17 protein-coding genes and 1 pseudogene are annotated in these 14,536 nt (G+C 63.8%); 11 read left to right on the top strand and 7 right to left on the bottom strand.

Features of this window, described 5'->3' with window-relative positions; all coding sequences use genetic code 11:
- Window positions 1–30 precede the first annotated feature (30 nt).
- The 9 genes and pseudogenes from AC0L39_RS00295 to AC0L39_RS00255 all read left to right on the top strand — a co-directional run bounded on the left by AC0L39_RS00295 (window position 31) and on the right by AC0L39_RS00255 (window position 7,345).
- On the top strand, window positions 31–744 hold the full coding sequence (locus AC0L39_RS00295) for a DsbA family protein (RefSeq protein ID WP_473259788.1): 714 nt from the start codon (window positions 31–33) through the stop codon (window positions 742–744).
- Window positions 744–1,742, top strand: a complete 999-nt coding sequence (locus tag AC0L39_RS00290; RefSeq protein WP_473259786.1) for a M48 family metalloprotease — start codon at window positions 744–746, stop codon at window positions 1,740–1,742. Before AC0L39_RS00295 ends, AC0L39_RS00290 begins: the two co-directional genes overlap by 1 nt.
- Window positions 1,743–1,847: 105 nt before the next feature.
- Window positions 1,848–3,098 (top strand): sensor histidine kinase, encoded by a 1,251-nt coding sequence (locus AC0L39_RS00285; RefSeq protein WP_473259784.1) that lies wholly within the window; start codon window positions 1,848–1,850, stop codon window positions 3,096–3,098.
- Complete coding sequence (locus AC0L39_RS00280; RefSeq protein WP_473259781.1) at window positions 3,098–3,895, top strand: LytR/AlgR family response regulator transcription factor; 798 nt, start codon at window positions 3,098–3,100, stop codon at window positions 3,893–3,895. Before AC0L39_RS00285 ends, AC0L39_RS00280 begins: the two co-directional genes overlap by 1 nt.
- 136 nt (window positions 3,896–4,031) lie before the next feature.
- A pseudogene (nadC, locus tag AC0L39_RS00275) lies at window positions 4,032–4,908 on the top strand (carboxylating nicotinate-nucleotide diphosphorylase).
- Window positions 4,905–5,336, top strand: coding sequence for a hypothetical protein (locus AC0L39_RS00270; protein WP_473259779.1), 432 nt, complete (start codon window positions 4,905–4,907; stop codon window positions 5,334–5,336). The pseudogene nadC and the gene AC0L39_RS00270 overlap by 4 nt, the downstream one beginning before the upstream one ends.
- 28 nt (window positions 5,337–5,364) lie before the next feature.
- A complete protein-coding gene (locus tag AC0L39_RS00265; RefSeq protein WP_473259777.1) occupies window positions 5,365–6,027 on the top strand; it encodes a ribonuclease T2 family protein in 663 nt (220 codons plus the stop codon).
- 55 nt (window positions 6,028–6,082) lie between these two features.
- On the top strand, window positions 6,083–6,832 hold the full coding sequence (locus tag AC0L39_RS00260; RefSeq protein WP_473259775.1) for a SpoIIAA family protein: 750 nt from the start codon (window positions 6,083–6,085) through the stop codon (window positions 6,830–6,832).
- Window positions 6,833–7,024: 192 nt separating this feature from the next.
- Entirely contained in the window at window positions 7,025–7,345 is a 321-nt protein-coding gene (locus tag AC0L39_RS00255; protein ID WP_473259773.1) for a phosphate-starvation-inducible PsiE family protein, read from the top strand.
- A gap of 24 nt (window positions 7,346–7,369) precedes the next feature.
- Here AC0L39_RS00255 and AC0L39_RS00250 read toward each other — a convergent pair whose 3' ends face one another.
- Window positions 7,370–7,801 (bottom strand): nucleoside deaminase, encoded by a 432-nt coding sequence (locus tag AC0L39_RS00250; protein WP_473262449.1) that lies wholly within the window; start codon window positions 7,799–7,801, stop codon window positions 7,370–7,372.
- A 35-nt stretch (window positions 7,802–7,836) separates the two neighbouring features.
- Window positions 7,837–8,091 (bottom strand): hypothetical protein, encoded by a 255-nt coding sequence (locus tag AC0L39_RS00245; RefSeq protein WP_473259771.1) that lies wholly within the window; start codon window positions 8,089–8,091, stop codon window positions 7,837–7,839.
- Window positions 8,092–8,324: 233 nt separating this feature from the next.
- Here AC0L39_RS00245 and rpmB point away from each other — a divergent pair, with 233 nt between their 5' ends.
- Window positions 8,325–8,615: a 50S ribosomal protein L28 gene (gene rpmB, locus AC0L39_RS00240; protein ID WP_473259769.1), complete on the top strand. Its 291-nt coding sequence runs from the start codon at window positions 8,325–8,327 to the stop codon at window positions 8,613–8,615.
- A 78-nt stretch (window positions 8,616–8,693) separates the two neighbouring features.
- Here rpmB and AC0L39_RS00235 read toward each other — a convergent pair whose 3' ends face one another.
- From AC0L39_RS00235 to xseA, 4 genes are read right to left on the bottom strand one after another with little or no spacing between them, the layout of a single operon-like run.
- Window positions 8,694–9,656, bottom strand: coding sequence for an esterase-like activity of phytase family protein (locus AC0L39_RS00235; RefSeq protein WP_473259767.1), 963 nt, complete (start codon window positions 9,654–9,656; stop codon window positions 8,694–8,696).
- 17 nt (window positions 9,657–9,673) lie between these two features.
- Window positions 9,674–10,552 carry a M23 family metallopeptidase gene (locus AC0L39_RS00230; protein ID WP_473259764.1) on the bottom strand — a complete coding sequence of 293 codons (879 nt, stop codon included), beginning with the start codon at window positions 10,550–10,552 and terminating at the stop codon, window positions 9,674–9,676.
- Between the two features lie 5 nt (window positions 10,553–10,557).
- Window positions 10,558–10,761, bottom strand: coding sequence for a DUF2093 domain-containing protein (locus AC0L39_RS00225; protein ID WP_473259762.1), 204 nt, complete (start codon window positions 10,759–10,761; stop codon window positions 10,558–10,560).
- A 24-nt stretch (window positions 10,762–10,785) separates the two neighbouring features.
- A complete protein-coding gene (gene xseA / locus AC0L39_RS00220; RefSeq protein ID WP_473259760.1) occupies window positions 10,786–12,264 on the bottom strand; it encodes an exodeoxyribonuclease VII large subunit in 1,479 nt (492 codons plus the stop codon).
- Here xseA and purD point away from each other — a divergent pair.
- The gene (gene purD, locus AC0L39_RS00215; protein ID WP_473259758.1) at window positions 12,263–13,534 is read left to right on the top strand and encodes a phosphoribosylamine--glycine ligase; all 1,272 of its coding nucleotides are present in this window, start codon (window positions 12,263–12,265) and stop codon (window positions 13,532–13,534) included. The two genes, xseA and purD, sit on opposite strands and share 2 nt — an antisense overlap.
- Here the strand turns inward: purD and AC0L39_RS00210 are convergent.
- Window positions 13,425–14,480 carry a LysR family transcriptional regulator gene (locus AC0L39_RS00210; RefSeq protein WP_473259755.1) on the bottom strand — a complete coding sequence of 352 codons (1,056 nt, stop codon included), beginning with the start codon at window positions 14,478–14,480 and terminating at the stop codon, window positions 13,425–13,427. The genes purD and AC0L39_RS00210 overlap by 110 nt on opposite strands.
- Between the last annotated feature and the right edge of the window lie 56 nt (window positions 14,481–14,536).

Here is a 14,536-nt window from a genome sequence, read left to right as displayed (position 1 = left end):
CGACGCTTTCTTAAATCATACCGGACGACAATGGCCTCCAGCATTCGCACATACCTGCTTGCCGCGCTGCTCGCGCTGTTCTTCGGCTTCCTCGGGGCGGTCGCGTGGTCGCTGTCGGGCCTCGCTGACGATCGCACCCGCGCCTACATGATGGAAAACCCCGAAATCCTCGAGGAGCTGTTCGTGGCGCTCCAGGAAAAACAGGGGCGAGAGCGGCTCGCACAGCTGGGCGGCGAGGTCTATGCGCCGTTTCCCGGTGCTGTGATGGGCAACCCAAATGGTTCAAAAGTGCTGGTCGAATTCACCGATTACAACTGCGGATATTGCGAGGCGAGCGTGCCGCACGTGGCGCAGTTGATCGAGGAAGACCCCGACCTCAAGGTTGTCCTGCGCGAGATGCCGCAATTCCAGGGCAGCGAAGGCGCCGCGCGCATGGCGCTCGCCGCCGCGCTCCAGGGCAAATATCCCGAGTTTCACAGTGCCATGTTCAAGATGGGCCCGGCCAATTCCGAAACCGCGGAAATTGTCGCGCGCGAGATCGGCCTGGATCTGGAGCGCGCGCGCGTGGATGCAGCCTCCAACGCGGTCTCGATGGAACTGGCCCGCAATTCGTCGCTCGCGCAATCGATCGGCTTTGGCGGGACACCCGGATGGATCGCGGGCGATACGCCGATCAACGGCTATGTCGGCTATGACAAGATGAAGGAAACGCTGGAGCAAGCGGGTCCTCCTATAGGCAGCTGATGCGCCGCTCGGCTGGGTGTCTGGCGACAGCGGCCGCACTCGCGGCAATGGTGAGCTCGGTTTCGGCTGCGGCGCGGGATATCGGCGACGTCGATCTCGCGAGGGAACGCGCCGCGATCGAACGATTTCAGGACGCCGACCAGAAATTGCAGGATGTCGGCTGGCGGCTTGCGAGCGCCAATGCGGCATTTTGCGAGCGGGCGATCCCCGCAATCGGCCTGCAATTGCAGGATCTCGCCAGCTACGGCTCGCCCGACATCGCCCGCGCTGCGCTGGACATGCGCGGGGACTTCGCCGTCCAGACCGCTGCACGCGGGTCGCCTGCGGCTGAAACCGGTCAATTTACCCGCAATCGCGAAATCAGCCGGATAGGCGCCATCGACCCCAATGCGTGGGAAGCGGAAGAGCGCCTGTACTGGCAGCGCCTCACCAAGGCGCATGACGCGATTGACCGCCACCTCGCGCAAGATTCCTCCGTCACATTCGGCTTTGCCAATGGCGCTGAGGTGCAGGTAGAGCCGGTGAGCGCCTGCGCCACCAGGTTCGAACTTTCCGGCGACGGCGGCAGGGCTGTCGCCGATGGCAGCCGCGTCGTGATCGGCATCAAGTTCGACGGGTTCGACTATCCCGAAGACGTGTTTGCTGGGGCGGTTGCGCATGAGCTTGCGCACAACCTTCTCGGCCACCGCGCATGGCTTGACCGCAACAAGCGGGGCCGCCGCAATGTCCGCTCGACCGAGCGCGAGGCGGACCGGCTGATGCCGTGGCTGCTCGCCAATGCAGGCTACGATCCAGCGGTTTCCGTGCAATTTCTCGAACAATACAAGCCGACCAGCGGCGCAGTGTTGTTTATTGGCGGCTCGCATGACAAGTGGAAAGACCGCGTGCGCCGCGTGTCCGCCGAATTGCCGCGCATCCGGCAATTGATGGAATCGCACGGATGCGCGGACTGGTCGGTGCATTTCGAGCGCGAGATCGACCCCGATAAAGGGCATTAACAGCCCCGGCTAACCCCACTCCTGCGTCCAGCCGGTGCACCCGCGCGCCGATAGACGGCAGAATCCGCTGCGACGTTTGTAAAAATCAGCTACACACGCCGGTCTATGGCAGTGCTACCGATCCAGCCTGTACCTTTCTTCGCGAGCAAGAACCGCGCTTTCTGGAACCTCCAGCTAGCCGGATGGGGCGGCGCGTTCCTGCTGCGCGCGGTCTCTGCGCTGGCCAATGGGCAGCCGCTGGACCTGCTTGCGATCATCCTCGTGACCACGATTACTGGTTTTTCGATCACACTGGTCCTGTCGGTGATCTACCGCCAGCTCATCGACCGCAAGCCGGTTGTCACTTGGGGCATGACTGCGCTGACGCTGGCCGGGGCGGTGATCGTCTATGCCTCGATCGATGCGTGGGTGCAGGGCATCTATTACGGCGGCGCGCGCGAGACGAATTTCGCGCAGCTGTTCCTTGGCCTGTCCTTCATCCCGCTGACGCTGCTGGGCGGGTGGAGCGCGCTGTATTACGCGATCAATTTCTTCCTGACCGCCGAACAGCAGGCCGACCGGCTTGAGCGGCTGGAGGCGCAAACCACCGCCGCGCAGCTTGCCATGCTGCGTTACCAGCTCAATCCGCACTTTCTGTTCAACACGCTGAACTCGATCAGCGCGCTGGTGCTGCTCAAGCAGACCGAGCCTGCCAACGCGATGCTGACCCGGCTATCGGGCTTCCTGCGGCACACGCTGATCGCGGAACCCGGCAGCCAGGTGACGCTCGACCAGGAGATCGAGACCCTCGGGCTTTACCTCGATATCGAACGGATGCGCTTCGAAGAGCGCCTGCGCACCCAGTTCGACATCGATGACGAGGCGCGCAATGCGCGCCTGCCCTCGATGCTGTTGCAGCCGCTCGTCGAAAACGCGATCAAATACGCTGTCAGCCCCCAGGAAGAGGGAGCGCGCATCTCCGTCACCGCCCGCATTGTCGGGGACCGGCTGCGCATGACTGTCGAGGATAGCGGCCCCGGCCTCGATGGGCCGCTGCAGCACAGCCTCATCGATATCGACGGGCAGGCAGTGACCGACCAGCCCGTTTCGACCGGCGTAGGCCTTGGCAATATCCGCAACCGGCTGATGCAGGCCTACGGCGATGCCCACGTGTTCGAGACCCGCTCGGAGCCGGGCGGGGGCTTCACAGTGCTGATCGAAATCCCATATGAACCGGTAACGGCATCCGAGCCCAAGCTCGAGAGCGAGCCCGAACCCGAACCGGTCGCCAAAAATGCATCGGTCGGCGCAGCCCCTGAACCTGCGGTAGATAATGTGATAAACCTGAACCCCCCACGCGCCATTGGATCTTCCTAATGCCTATTCGTACAATCCTAGTCGACGATGAGAAACTCGCCATTCAGGGCCTCCAGGTAAGGCTTGAACCCTTTGAAGATGTCGAGGTGATCGACACTTGCTCGAATGGCCGCGAGGCGATTCGCAAGATCAAGACCGAAAAGCCCGATCTGGTCTTCCTCGATATCCAGATGCCCGGTTTCGACGGGTTCTCTGTGGTCAAGGGCGTGATGGAGATCGAACCGCCGCTGTTCGTCTTCGTGACCGCTTATGAAGAGCACGCGATCCGCGCATTCGAGGCCAATGCGGTCAATTACCTGATGAAACCGGTCGACGAGGACAAGCTCGCCGACACGGTTGAGCGTGTGCGCCAGCGTCTGTCCGAAAAGAAATCCGCCGAAGATGCCGACCAGCTGCTCGACGTGTTGGCCGAGGTTGCGCCAGATCGCGCGGCCAATTTCAACGAAAGCGAAGATGCAGGAGCGGAGCGCTTCGAAAAGCTGATCAATGTGAAGGATCGCGGCCAGATTTTCCGTGTCGAGGTTGAATCGATCGAACATATCGAGGCGGCGGGCGACTACATGTGTATCTATACCGGCGACAATTCGCTGATCCTGCGCGAGACGATGAAGGATCTCGAACGCAGGCTAGACCCGCGCAAATTTCAGCGCGTCCACCGCTCGACCATCGTCAATCTCGACCAGGTTCGGCAGGTGAAGCCGCACACGAATGGCGAATGCTTTCTGGTTCTGGATTCGGGCGCCGAGGTGAAGGTGAGCCGGTCTTACCGCGATGTCGTGGCGAGATTCGTGCATTGATGTTTGCGCCCTAACGCCGGGCGCGGGCCATCTGGCTCGCGACCATTCCGCGGCACGGGCTTGGTCGCGGAGAACGGTCGCATAGCGAGCGCGGATGCGCTTGCACAAAACAAATGACTCGGCCAAGCATCCCGACATGCCCCAATTCACTCTCCCCGGCTTCGACCTCGACCGCTTCGTTCGCGAAACGCTGGACGAAGACCTGGGCGTCGGCCTCGACGGCGGCGGCAAGGACGTCACGAGCGAGAGCGTTATCCCGGCGGATGCGCGCTTTTCCGGTGTGATGGACAGCCGCGATGCGGTGGTGATCGCAGGACTCCCGCTGGCCGAGGCGTTTTTTCGCCATCTCGACCCGGACCTCCAGATCGAAAGCCTGGTGCAAGACGGCGACAAGGTCGGCGCGGGCACCGACCTGATGCGGCTCGAGGGCAATGCCCGCGCGCTGCTCACCGCCGAACGCAGCGCGCTCAACATCGTCCAGCACCTCTCGGGCATCGCCACGATGGCGCATGACTATGTGACCGCGATGCGAGGGCCCGGGGGCAACCCCTCCTGCACCCTTCTCGACACCCGCAAGACCCTGCCCGGCCTGCGCGTGCTCGAGAAATACGCCACCCGGATGGGCGGCGCGCAGAACCACCGGATGGGGCTGTGGGACGCCGCCATGATCAAGGACAACCATGTCGCGGTCGCAGGAAGTGTCGGCGAAGCGGTGCGCCGCGCGGCGGAGGCCGGGGTGAAGCCCATCATCTGCGAGGTTGACCGGCTCGACCAGATCGAACCCGCGCTGGAGGCGGGCGCGCATCACCTGCTGCTCGACAACATGGCGCCCGAAGTGCTCGCGCAGGCGGTCGAGATGGTCGCAGGCCGCGTCCCGACCGAGGCAAGCGGCGGAATCAATCTCGATACGATCGCGGCCAAGGCGGCGAGCGGGGTCGATTACTGCTCGGTCGTACCGGTTGACGCAGAGCGCGCCGGCGGCGGATGTGGGACTGGACTTTACGCCGCTATGAGAATTGCGAGCGGTCCTCGCCCGCTCTCCATAAATCTGTTCGCCGCGATCCTGCTTACGCTCGCCATTGCCAATCTCGCCGCCGCGCTGTTCGATCTGCCTGCGCAGCAGGAACTTCTGCGCTCGCTCGGCCTCGGGCTCGACTGGAACCGCGACTGGACGATCATCACAAGTTCGGCATGGTTCACGATCGAGCTCATCCCGATCGCGCTGGTCTGGCTCGCCGCGAGCCGGTTTGCGCGGTGGTTCATCGCCGGTATGGCGGGATTGAAAGCGGTGCTGCTGGTGACCAACCTGCCGATGCTCTATCCGCTGCCGGGCATCTTTGCGGGCCAGTCCATCGCGCTTGCCGCCGTGGCGCTGCTGTTCACCCGCGGCGCGCAGACGTGGTTTGCGCACAAGGAGATCGATCCTGCGACATTCGATTAGCATCACAGGCGTTCTGCTGGCCCTCGCTTTGCCCGCAGCGGCCAGCGCACAGGCCTATCAATGCCGCGCGCCGCAGATCCGCAGCGTGCCGCAGGTGACGCCCGATGGCCCGCGGCGCGAGCTGCCCGTGACAGGCTACACGATGGCGCTGAGCTGGTCGCCGGAGTTCTGCAAGCCGCGCACAGACAGCCGCGGCCACTCAATGCAGTGCTCGGGCGATAACGGGCGCTTTGGCTTCGTCGTGCATGGCCTGTGGCCGGAGAGCCGCGGGACGTGGCCGCAATGGTGCTCCACAAACGGACGCCTTACTCCGCAAGAGACGCGCGCGAATATGTGCATGATGCCCTCAGCCCGGCTGGTGGCGCGGCAATGGGCCAAGCATGGCAGCTGCATGACCCGGCGGCCCGCGACCTATCTGAAGGTGACGCGCATATTGTGGGAAAGCCTGCGCATCCCCGATTACGACCGCATCAGCCGCGAGGACGGCCTCACCGCAGGCCGCATCCGCCAGGCCTTCGCCGACGCCAATCCGGGCTGGAGTGCATCGCAGGTCGGCGTGAAGCTGAACGGACGCGGATGGCTCCAGGAAATCCGCCTTTGCTACGGCGCGCGGTTCCGGCCCACGCGGTGCGATACAGGGCGGTACGGCGCACGGGACGGCGTGCGGGCGAAGATCTGGCGGGGGCTGTGAGCGAAATTTGACCGAGATCAATGCGGGCTGGCATCGAGACTGATAGTCAGCGCGCATGATCAACATCGAGAAACTCTCCGAAGATGCCCATCGCATAGTCGTAATGGAGGAATTTCATCAGGACGACGCCGAGAAGCTCATCGAATTCGCGAAAGCGCGCGAAGAAGCCGGTGGCGGCGGCCATGTGCTGGCCGACCTCACCGCGATGGCAGGCTTCACCTGGTCCGCAGTCTCGATCGAATTGGCGCACATCCCCAGCCTGATGAAATGGGTTTACGGCCTCGACCGGATCGCGATCGTTTCCGATGATGACTGGATACGAACCGCCTCCCGGCTGGAAAGCGCCTTGCTTCCGGGTGTGGTCTATCAGGTCTATGACGATGACGAGGCGGACGCCGCGCGGGCATGGATCATGGAAGAGGCGGAGGGTCCGCACACCGGCGCATTCCGGGAGCTTGATATCGGCAAGCCGGACATAGCCGCATTCGAGCTTTCGGGCCGGCTCGACCGCGAAGAATCCGAACGCGGCGTGGCAATGGTGCGCGCGCGGATGGAAGAGGCCGATTGCTCGCGGCTCATGATCGTCATCAGGCACTGGCACGGTTTCGATCCCGATGCCCTGCTCAGCCGCGTCGTGGCGAGCGGAAAGCTCGACCTGATCGGCAGGCTCGATCGCTACGCCATCGTCGGGGGTCCGAAGTGGATCGGAAACGTAGCCGGGTTCTTCAGCGCCGCGCTGAAGCCCGAAATTCGCGCTTTCGACCTCGCTGAGCAGGACAAAGCGATTACGTGGCTTGGCGGCTAAGGCATCCGGAGCTCAGCTCCCTCGATAGCTGATCGATTGCCATGGAGATCGGGCCGAATACAAGTGCGCGACACTTGCCGGTCGGCATTAGGCACATTCTGGCGTATAAGCGTATGAATGAATTCCACGTCGCCTCTTGGTCCCGAAGGCCCAGCGCAAGCAGAACCAAAGGCAGGCGCGTCTGCCGAAAAGGTGTTCAAGCTCCTAGAGCGCCTCTTGCTTGTCGTCGCGGCGTTGATGACGCTCGTGGCGGCAGGAGCGGAGGTTGTCTTCGTATTCGAGAAGCAAGCCGTCGCTCTCGCCGACATCCTCCTCATGTTCCTCTACACTGAAGTGCTGGCAATGATCGCGATCTTTTACACAGGTCGCGGTTCGTTTTTCGTATTTCCGATCTTCATTGCGATCACAGCCATTGCCCGTTTGATCGTCTTGCAGGGCAAGGACATGGCCGCCCAGAATGTGGTGTACGAAGCGGGTGCAATCCTATTGCTGGCGATCGCTGCGGTACCGTGATGGGGCGCATCCGCTCTACGTGAGCTAGCTCCGCCGCTCCCTGAAAAACCCACGCAGGATTTCTGCTGCTTCGGCTTCGCCCATTCCTGAGTAGACCTCGGGCCGGTGCAGGCATTGCGCTTGCTCGAACACGCGCGCGCCGTGTTCAACCGCGCCGCCCTTGGGGTCGCTGGCGGCGTAATACAGCCGCGCGATCCGGGCGTGAGAGATTGCGCCCGCGCACATCGCGCACGGTTCCAGCGTGACGTAAAGATCGCAGCCGATCAGGCGGTCCTGACCCAATGCCTCTGCCGCCATGCGCAGCGCGCGCATTTCGGCATGACCGGTCGGGTCGGGGGGTGAGCGCGTGGCGTTGGCCGCCACCGCGATGACCTCATCGCCCGATACGACAACGGCGCCGACGGGCACTTCGCCCATCGCCGCCGCATCGCGCGCCGCATCAAGGGCGCGCAGCATGGCTGGCGGGACCGGCCAGCGTGTGCCCGGCCCCGTCACAGCCAAATGCCTTTACTCCTCGTCGCCAGTGACCGGCTCGCCTTCGGCATCCGGCTGATCGACGTCAACATCGAGCGTCGGCGCTTCAATATTGGTGTCCACATCCACGTCCGTACCGGTTCCACATCAAACTCTGGCAGGTTACCGCCTTCAACTTCTGGAAGCGAGCCTTCTTCGGTCTGGTCGACATCGCATGCGGCAAGGCCAAGAGAAGCTGTGGCGACAAGTGCTGCGGTGATGAATTTTTTCATGTTTTTCCTCCAAATGACGTTCCGGTGCACTGCGTTGCGCTGGATTATCGTCAAACCGACAATGGACTGCGCGAATGAAAGGTTCCAGAATTTAATTTACGCGCTCGTCACAGGGGCGAGTTTGCTTGACGCGAAACGCGCCCCCGGCTATGCGCGCCGCTTTCCGGGATAACCCGAAACCTTGGGCCGCCGAATCGCTGGCAGCCCCCAATTGTAAACAAACGAGAGATATCATGTCGCGGATTTGCGAACTGACCGGCAAGGGTCGCCAGGTGGGCAACAATGTCAGCCACGCCAACAACAAGACCAAGCGCGTCTTCCTGCCGAACCTGCAGAACGTCACGCTGCTGAGCGAAAAGCTCGAGCGCGGTTTCAAGTTCCGCGTGTCGACCCACGGCCTGCGCTCGGTCGAGCACAATGGCGGCCTCGACAACTGGCTGCTCAAGACCAAGGACGAAAAGCTTTCGCCGCGCGCGCTCAAGGTGAAGCGCGAGCTCAAGAAAGCTGCAGCCGACGCCGCTTAGGGCGGCAAAGCAGCATTCAAAGACGATAAAGGCGTGCGGAGCATCGGCTCTCGCGCGCCTTTTTGCGTCTGAGTGTCATTAGGCGGCGGGATCGAACACGAGTTTTGCCAACAGAGTGCGCTGGATGAGCGACATATTGTCGTCCGAGATCAGCCAGATCGCCGCACGGCCATCCTCCATCTCGCGCACGGCCAGCCCCTCGTAATTTTCGCGCGGAATCACGCCTGCCAGGTCTAGCACGACCTCCGGTGCCCAAGGCTCTGATTGGTCGGCAACGGGCGGCGGGCCGAGCGCCAGCTTGCTCTGAAATGGAGGCATACCTCCGCCCGGATCGAGGTTGCGCAGCAGCAGCAGCACGCGGCCATCGGGCAGCTGGGCGATATCGGTCGTCGCATGGCCCGGCACAGGCGGCAGATAGGCGAATGTCTGCTGCGCTGCGCCCTCCGCCGGATCGCTTGCGAAAACGATCCCTGTGCGCCGCCCTTCTGGCAGGATGAGAAAGCGGCCATCGCGCAGCCGGGTCATTGCCTCTGCGCCGCTGTTGACGCTCCAGTCCAGCGCGCCCGTTTCAAGGTTGCGCACACCGTCCGGTTTTCCGGTGTCATCATAGCGGATGACCGCGTGGGTCTGCTCGACAGCCAGCCAGTATCGACCCGTCGCCGGATCGCTGGCGGCCGCCTCGATATCTATAAGGTCATCCAGACGGTCCAGAGGAACCGATTGCATCGTCACTTCGGACGGGCGAGCAGGCCGGTCGGGAGCGCCGAAGGTGAACTGCCCGCCGCGATCGGAAAAGGCGCGGAGCCCCCCATCCTCCAGTGTGATGAGCGCGGAGAAACCCCCGAACAGCAGGCTGTCAGCCGAATAATGCCACACCCCCGCGACGGACCATGCCGGATCATCGCTGGCAGAGGCCGCCTGGACTTGCTCGATCGCTATATTTTGAGGGGGACGCTCAAGTGCGGCGGTGCGCAGCCATGTTCCCGGCGCGCATAATGCCGCAACCATGATCGCCGCGAGCGCGCGGCGGCGATTGCGCATCTTAGGTCAGCACCCGGTCAATCCATCGGGCCGGTGAAAAGCAGCGGATCAAGCCGCGCGTCGTTCCACTTGAGGCTCCAGTGCAGGTGCGGCCCGGTGGCGCGGCCCGTTGCCCCGACATTGCCGATATGTTGCCCCTGCTCAACGCTCTGGCCTTCCTCAACGACAATGCGTGAGGCGTGCAAAAATGCGCTGTTGAGGCCCGATCCGTGGTCGATGATGATGAGCCCGCCTTCGAGGCTGAACCCGGTGCGCGCGAGCACCACCACTCCGTCTGCCGGTGCGACAAACGGCACTCCATTGCCCGGCGCGATATCAATGCCCGAATGGTAGCTGCCCGGCTCGCCCCGATAGATGCGCTGGCGTCCGAACCGTCCTGAAATGCGCCCTTTGACCGGCCAGATGAAGTCCTGACGCCACCCGGTCGCGCCGGTTTCCCTCGCCCGCGCGGCGACGATGGCGTTCCATTCAGGCTCGCGCTTCTTCCACCATGCCTCGCTGCTGCCGCCGCCGCGCTTGGCGACATTAACGCGCTCGATCTGCCATTTGCGCGCCGAGACGGAGAGGTCTTCAGCGATGGTGCGCCCGCTTTCGTTCCTGGCGACAAGCGTCAGCTCATCCGCGCTGTCGCGGTCGAATGCGGCGAAGAACGTGCCGTCCTCGGCAATATCGAGTTCCTTCCCGCCAAGCGTGGCGCTCACTGCGCCCTGCGGTGCAAGCCCGCGGATCCACCCGCCTTGCGTAAGCTCTCCGGAATAGGTGAAGCCACGTTCGGAGATCGCAGCCTCGGCTCCGCGAGCGGGCTGGGCGGCAGTGTCAGGATTGCTGTTCGCGGCGGTAACGACCCCGGCGAGGGCCGCGCCGGCCATGCTCCATGACTTCCAGCGGGTCGGCATGATTGTCACCCCTGTCCGAGCAAGCGGCGCGTCGCGATCTCGGCCGAGGCGTAGGCCTCCTGGTGCTCGGCGCTCCAATACCGCAATTCCTCAAGTGGGATCACATCGCCCGAAACCGCGCAAAAAACATGCTGGCCGGGGCGCAGCACGCGAAAGCTGGCGGGGGCGTAATAGAGTTTGGCGGCTTTATCGCCGGAGGACATCAACATGGGCGTCTCACTAACATCGGAACCTTAGTCAAACAAATCGTCCTGCCGCGCGGGTGTTCCGGGGGCGGGCGTCGATTTGGTGCGCGGCTTGGGCTTTTTCTGAGGCGGGCGGGCGGCGCTGGCAGGAATTACGTCTAACGCATCGTCCTTGAATTGAAGCTTAAGCGCAGTCTCTCTCTCGGCTTGCGCCTTGCTGGTGAGCGCCTTGCCCGATGCATCGCGCACGATGGCGTATCCTCGCGCGAGCGGCTTTTCCGGGTGCAATTGCTCCGCCAGCCGGGCGAGCGCGGCGAGCTGGTCGCGTTTCGCTGCCATCGGGCGTTCGACCAGAGCGGGGGTGAGGCGTGCGCGTTCGAGCCGCCGCTGCGCCTCGGCGTGCGCGCGGGTCAGCGCGCTGGGGGACAAGCGCGAGGCCGTGCCCGCAAGCCTTTCGCGTCCCTGTGCTGCCCGGTCCATCAGGCCCCGGCGCAGGCGGTCGGACAATTCATCGAGCCGCTGCGCCTGCGGTTGCAGCAGGTTTTCAGCGCGGGGAAGCCGGCGCACGCGCACCTCGAGCCGTTCGCGCCCAAGCTCGACCGGGCGATAGACCGCGCGGCGCTGCCGGTTGGCAAAGTCCGCAAGAGTGGCGTCAAGGTCGACACGCACCGGCACCGCCATTTCTGCCGCTGCCGTCGGCGTCGGCGCGCGCCGGTCTGCGGCATAATCGGCAAGCGTGGTATCGGTCTCATGCCCGACCGCCGATATCACCGGAATGGTACATTCTGCGATGGCGCGGACCACCGCCTCTTCGTTGAAGCTCCACAAATCCTCGATCGAGCCGCCCCCGCGTGCGACAATCACGACGTCGGGACGGGCCACCGGGCCGCCGGAAGGAAGCTCGGAAAAGCCGCGAATAGCCGCTGCGACCTGCTCCGCTGCGCCCTGCCCCTGCACCAGCACCGGCCAGACGATCACATGGCTCGGAAACCTGTCCGCCAGCCGGTGGAGGATATCGCGAATAACCGATCCGGTTGGCGAAGTGACCACGCCGATGGTGCGCGGCAGGAACGGAAGCGCGCGTTTTCGCTCACGCGCAAACAGCCCTTCGGCCTCCAGCCGGGCGCGCGTTTTCTCAAGCAGCGCCAGCAAGGCGCCTTCGCCCGCCAGCTCGAGGCTCTCGATCACGATCTGGTATTTCGAGCGCCCGGCATAGGTTGTCAGCTTGCCGGTCGCGATCACTTCCAGCCCGTCCTCCGGCACGAAAGCGAGGCGGTTCGTGCTGCCCCGCCACATGACCCCGTCGAGCACGGCCTTTTCATCTTTGAGCGCGCAATAGAGGTGGCCCGAAGCCGCGCGCTTCACCCCTGACAGCTCGCCGCGCAGCCGCACGTGGCCGAACCGCTCCTCCACCGTACGCTTCAGCGCAGCCGAAATCTCGGTGATCGACAGCGGCTGGGCGTTGTCGCCTTGCGCCACGCGCGCTACGAGCCCGTCATTGTTGGAATTGGAGGGAGCGCGAGCCATGAATATCCTTCTGCTGGGTTCGGGTGGACGCGAACATGCTTTAGCATGGAAACTGGCGCAATCCCCAAGCTGCGAGCGCCTGCTGGCTGCCCCCGGAAATCCGGGCATCGCCGAGTGCGCAGAAACCGCAGGCGTCGATGCCGCCGACCACGATGCCTGCATCCGGTTCTGCAAGGCTCAGGAAATCGACCTCGTCGTAATCGGCCCCGAAGCGCCGCTGGTCGATGGGCTGGGGGACAGCCTGCGCGGCGCAGGGATTGCAGTATTCGGCCCCTCGAAGGCCGCCGCACAATTGGAAGGCAGCAAGGGCTTTACCAAGGATTTGTGCGAGCGCGCAGGCATCCCGACCGGGGCCTATGTCCGCACCACCTCGCTCGATGAAGCGCGGAGCGCACTCTCCCGCTTCGACCCGCCTTACGTGCTCAAGGCCGACGGACTGGCGGCTGGCAAAGGCGTGGTGATCGCCGACACGATCGAAAGCGCGGAAATGGCGCTCGCGGACATGTTCTCCGGCCAGTTCGGCGATGCCGGGGCCGAGGTCGTGATCGAGGAGTTCCTCGAAGGGGAAGAAGCCAGTCTTTTCGCGCTCACCGATGGCGAGACCATCCTTCCCTTCGGCACCGCGCAGGATCACAAGCGCGTCGGCGAAGGCGATGTCGGGCCGAATACCGGCGGCATGGGTGCCTATTCGCCCGCTCCGGTGCTGACGTCAGAGCTTCAGAGCCGCGCGATGGACGAAATCATCCGCCCTACGGTCGATACGATGCGCGCGGAGGGCATGCCCTATTCCGGCGTGCTCTATGCCGGACTGATGCTGACGGCGGATGGTCCCAAGCTGATCGAATACAATTGCCGCTTCGGCGATCCCGAATGCCAGGTGCTGATGATGCGGCTCGAGAGCGATCTGGCCGAAGTGATGCTGGCCTGCGCCAAGGGCGAGCTTTCGGGCGTGGGCGCGGACTTTTCCGAACAAACCGCGCTCACCGTGGTGATGGCGGCAGAAGGCTATCCTGCAACCGCGCAGAAGGGCGGCGCCATCGACCTGCGTGACGCGGAAGACGGGAGCGCCAAGGTCTTCCATGCAGGCACCGCGATCAAGGACGGCTCGCTGGTCGCCAACGGCGGCAGCGTGCTGAATGTAACCGCAATGGGAGCAAACGTCACCGAAGCGCAGGCGGCGGCGTATGCCGCGGTGGACGCGATAGGCTTCGAAAGCGGGTTCTGCCGCCGCGATATCGGCTGGCGCGAAGTCGAACGCGAGCGGGGCTAAGGCTCGGAGCTTGGCCCGGGAACAAGCGCGCCGTCGGGATCGTCTGCAAGATGGCTCTGCAGCTCATTCGTGAGCCATTGCCGGAATGCCCGCACCTTCTGCAAATGCCTGCGAGCTTCGGGATACACCAACCTGAACACGCCTCCCGGTACGGACCACCGCAGTGCCGATCCGCTTGAGCCTCTGGTCTGCCACTTCCGAGACGAACAGCGCCGGGGCAAGGATGGCGATCCCGTTCCCGCTCATCGCCGCCGCTGCGTCTAGCACCTGCGAGATCGAATTCGAGCCCGCGCGGTGGTTGCCGCCCGTCCGCACCGTACCCCTCCCCACAGCGCGCCGTGTCCCACACCTGCCACCAGGCCGTTCCCGGTGAGATCCGGTGCTCGTCGGCGATTGTCGGATCATCGCCCTGCAATCCAGGGTGCTTTTCAATGAATTCCGGGCTGGCGAAGGGCGCAATTCCAAGGCGCATCAGGAAGTGCGATTCCAGCCCCGATGCCACATCCCGCGATAGCCTGACGGCGAGGTCGGTCTCGCCCGCCTCGAGATCGACATAGCGATTGCTGACTTCGATCCGCACCGCGATTTCGGGATTGGCGAGCTGAAAGGCACCCAGCCTCGGCGCGAGGAAATTCGTGGCGAATGTCTGGAAGCAGGCGATCGATAGCACCGAGTTTTCGCTTTCGCCGAGAGCAGCAAAGGCGCCCTCCATCGAAGCGAAAGCCTCTGCGATCCTCGGGGCCAGCGCCTCTCCGGCAGGGGTAAGCTCCATGAAGCGACCCTGCCGAACGAACAGCACCGTGCCGACCCGCTGCTCAAGGCTTTTGATCTGATAGCTCACTGCGGCCTGAGTCAGCCCCAGTTCCTCGCCCGCGCGGGTGTAATTGCGGTGGCGAGCCGCTGCCTCGAAGGCCCTGATGGCGGTGAGAGGAGGCAGGCTTCGCATTGGCCTACTATAAGTCTGGCTTATGCTTTTGGCCAGCTTTTGATTGGTCTTTCCCC

The sequence above is a fragment of the Erythrobacter sp. K21-9 genome (assembly GCF_055808355.1).
Note: the sequence above shows the minus strand (reverse complement) of the source record. Positions and strands in the feature narration are given on the sequence as shown.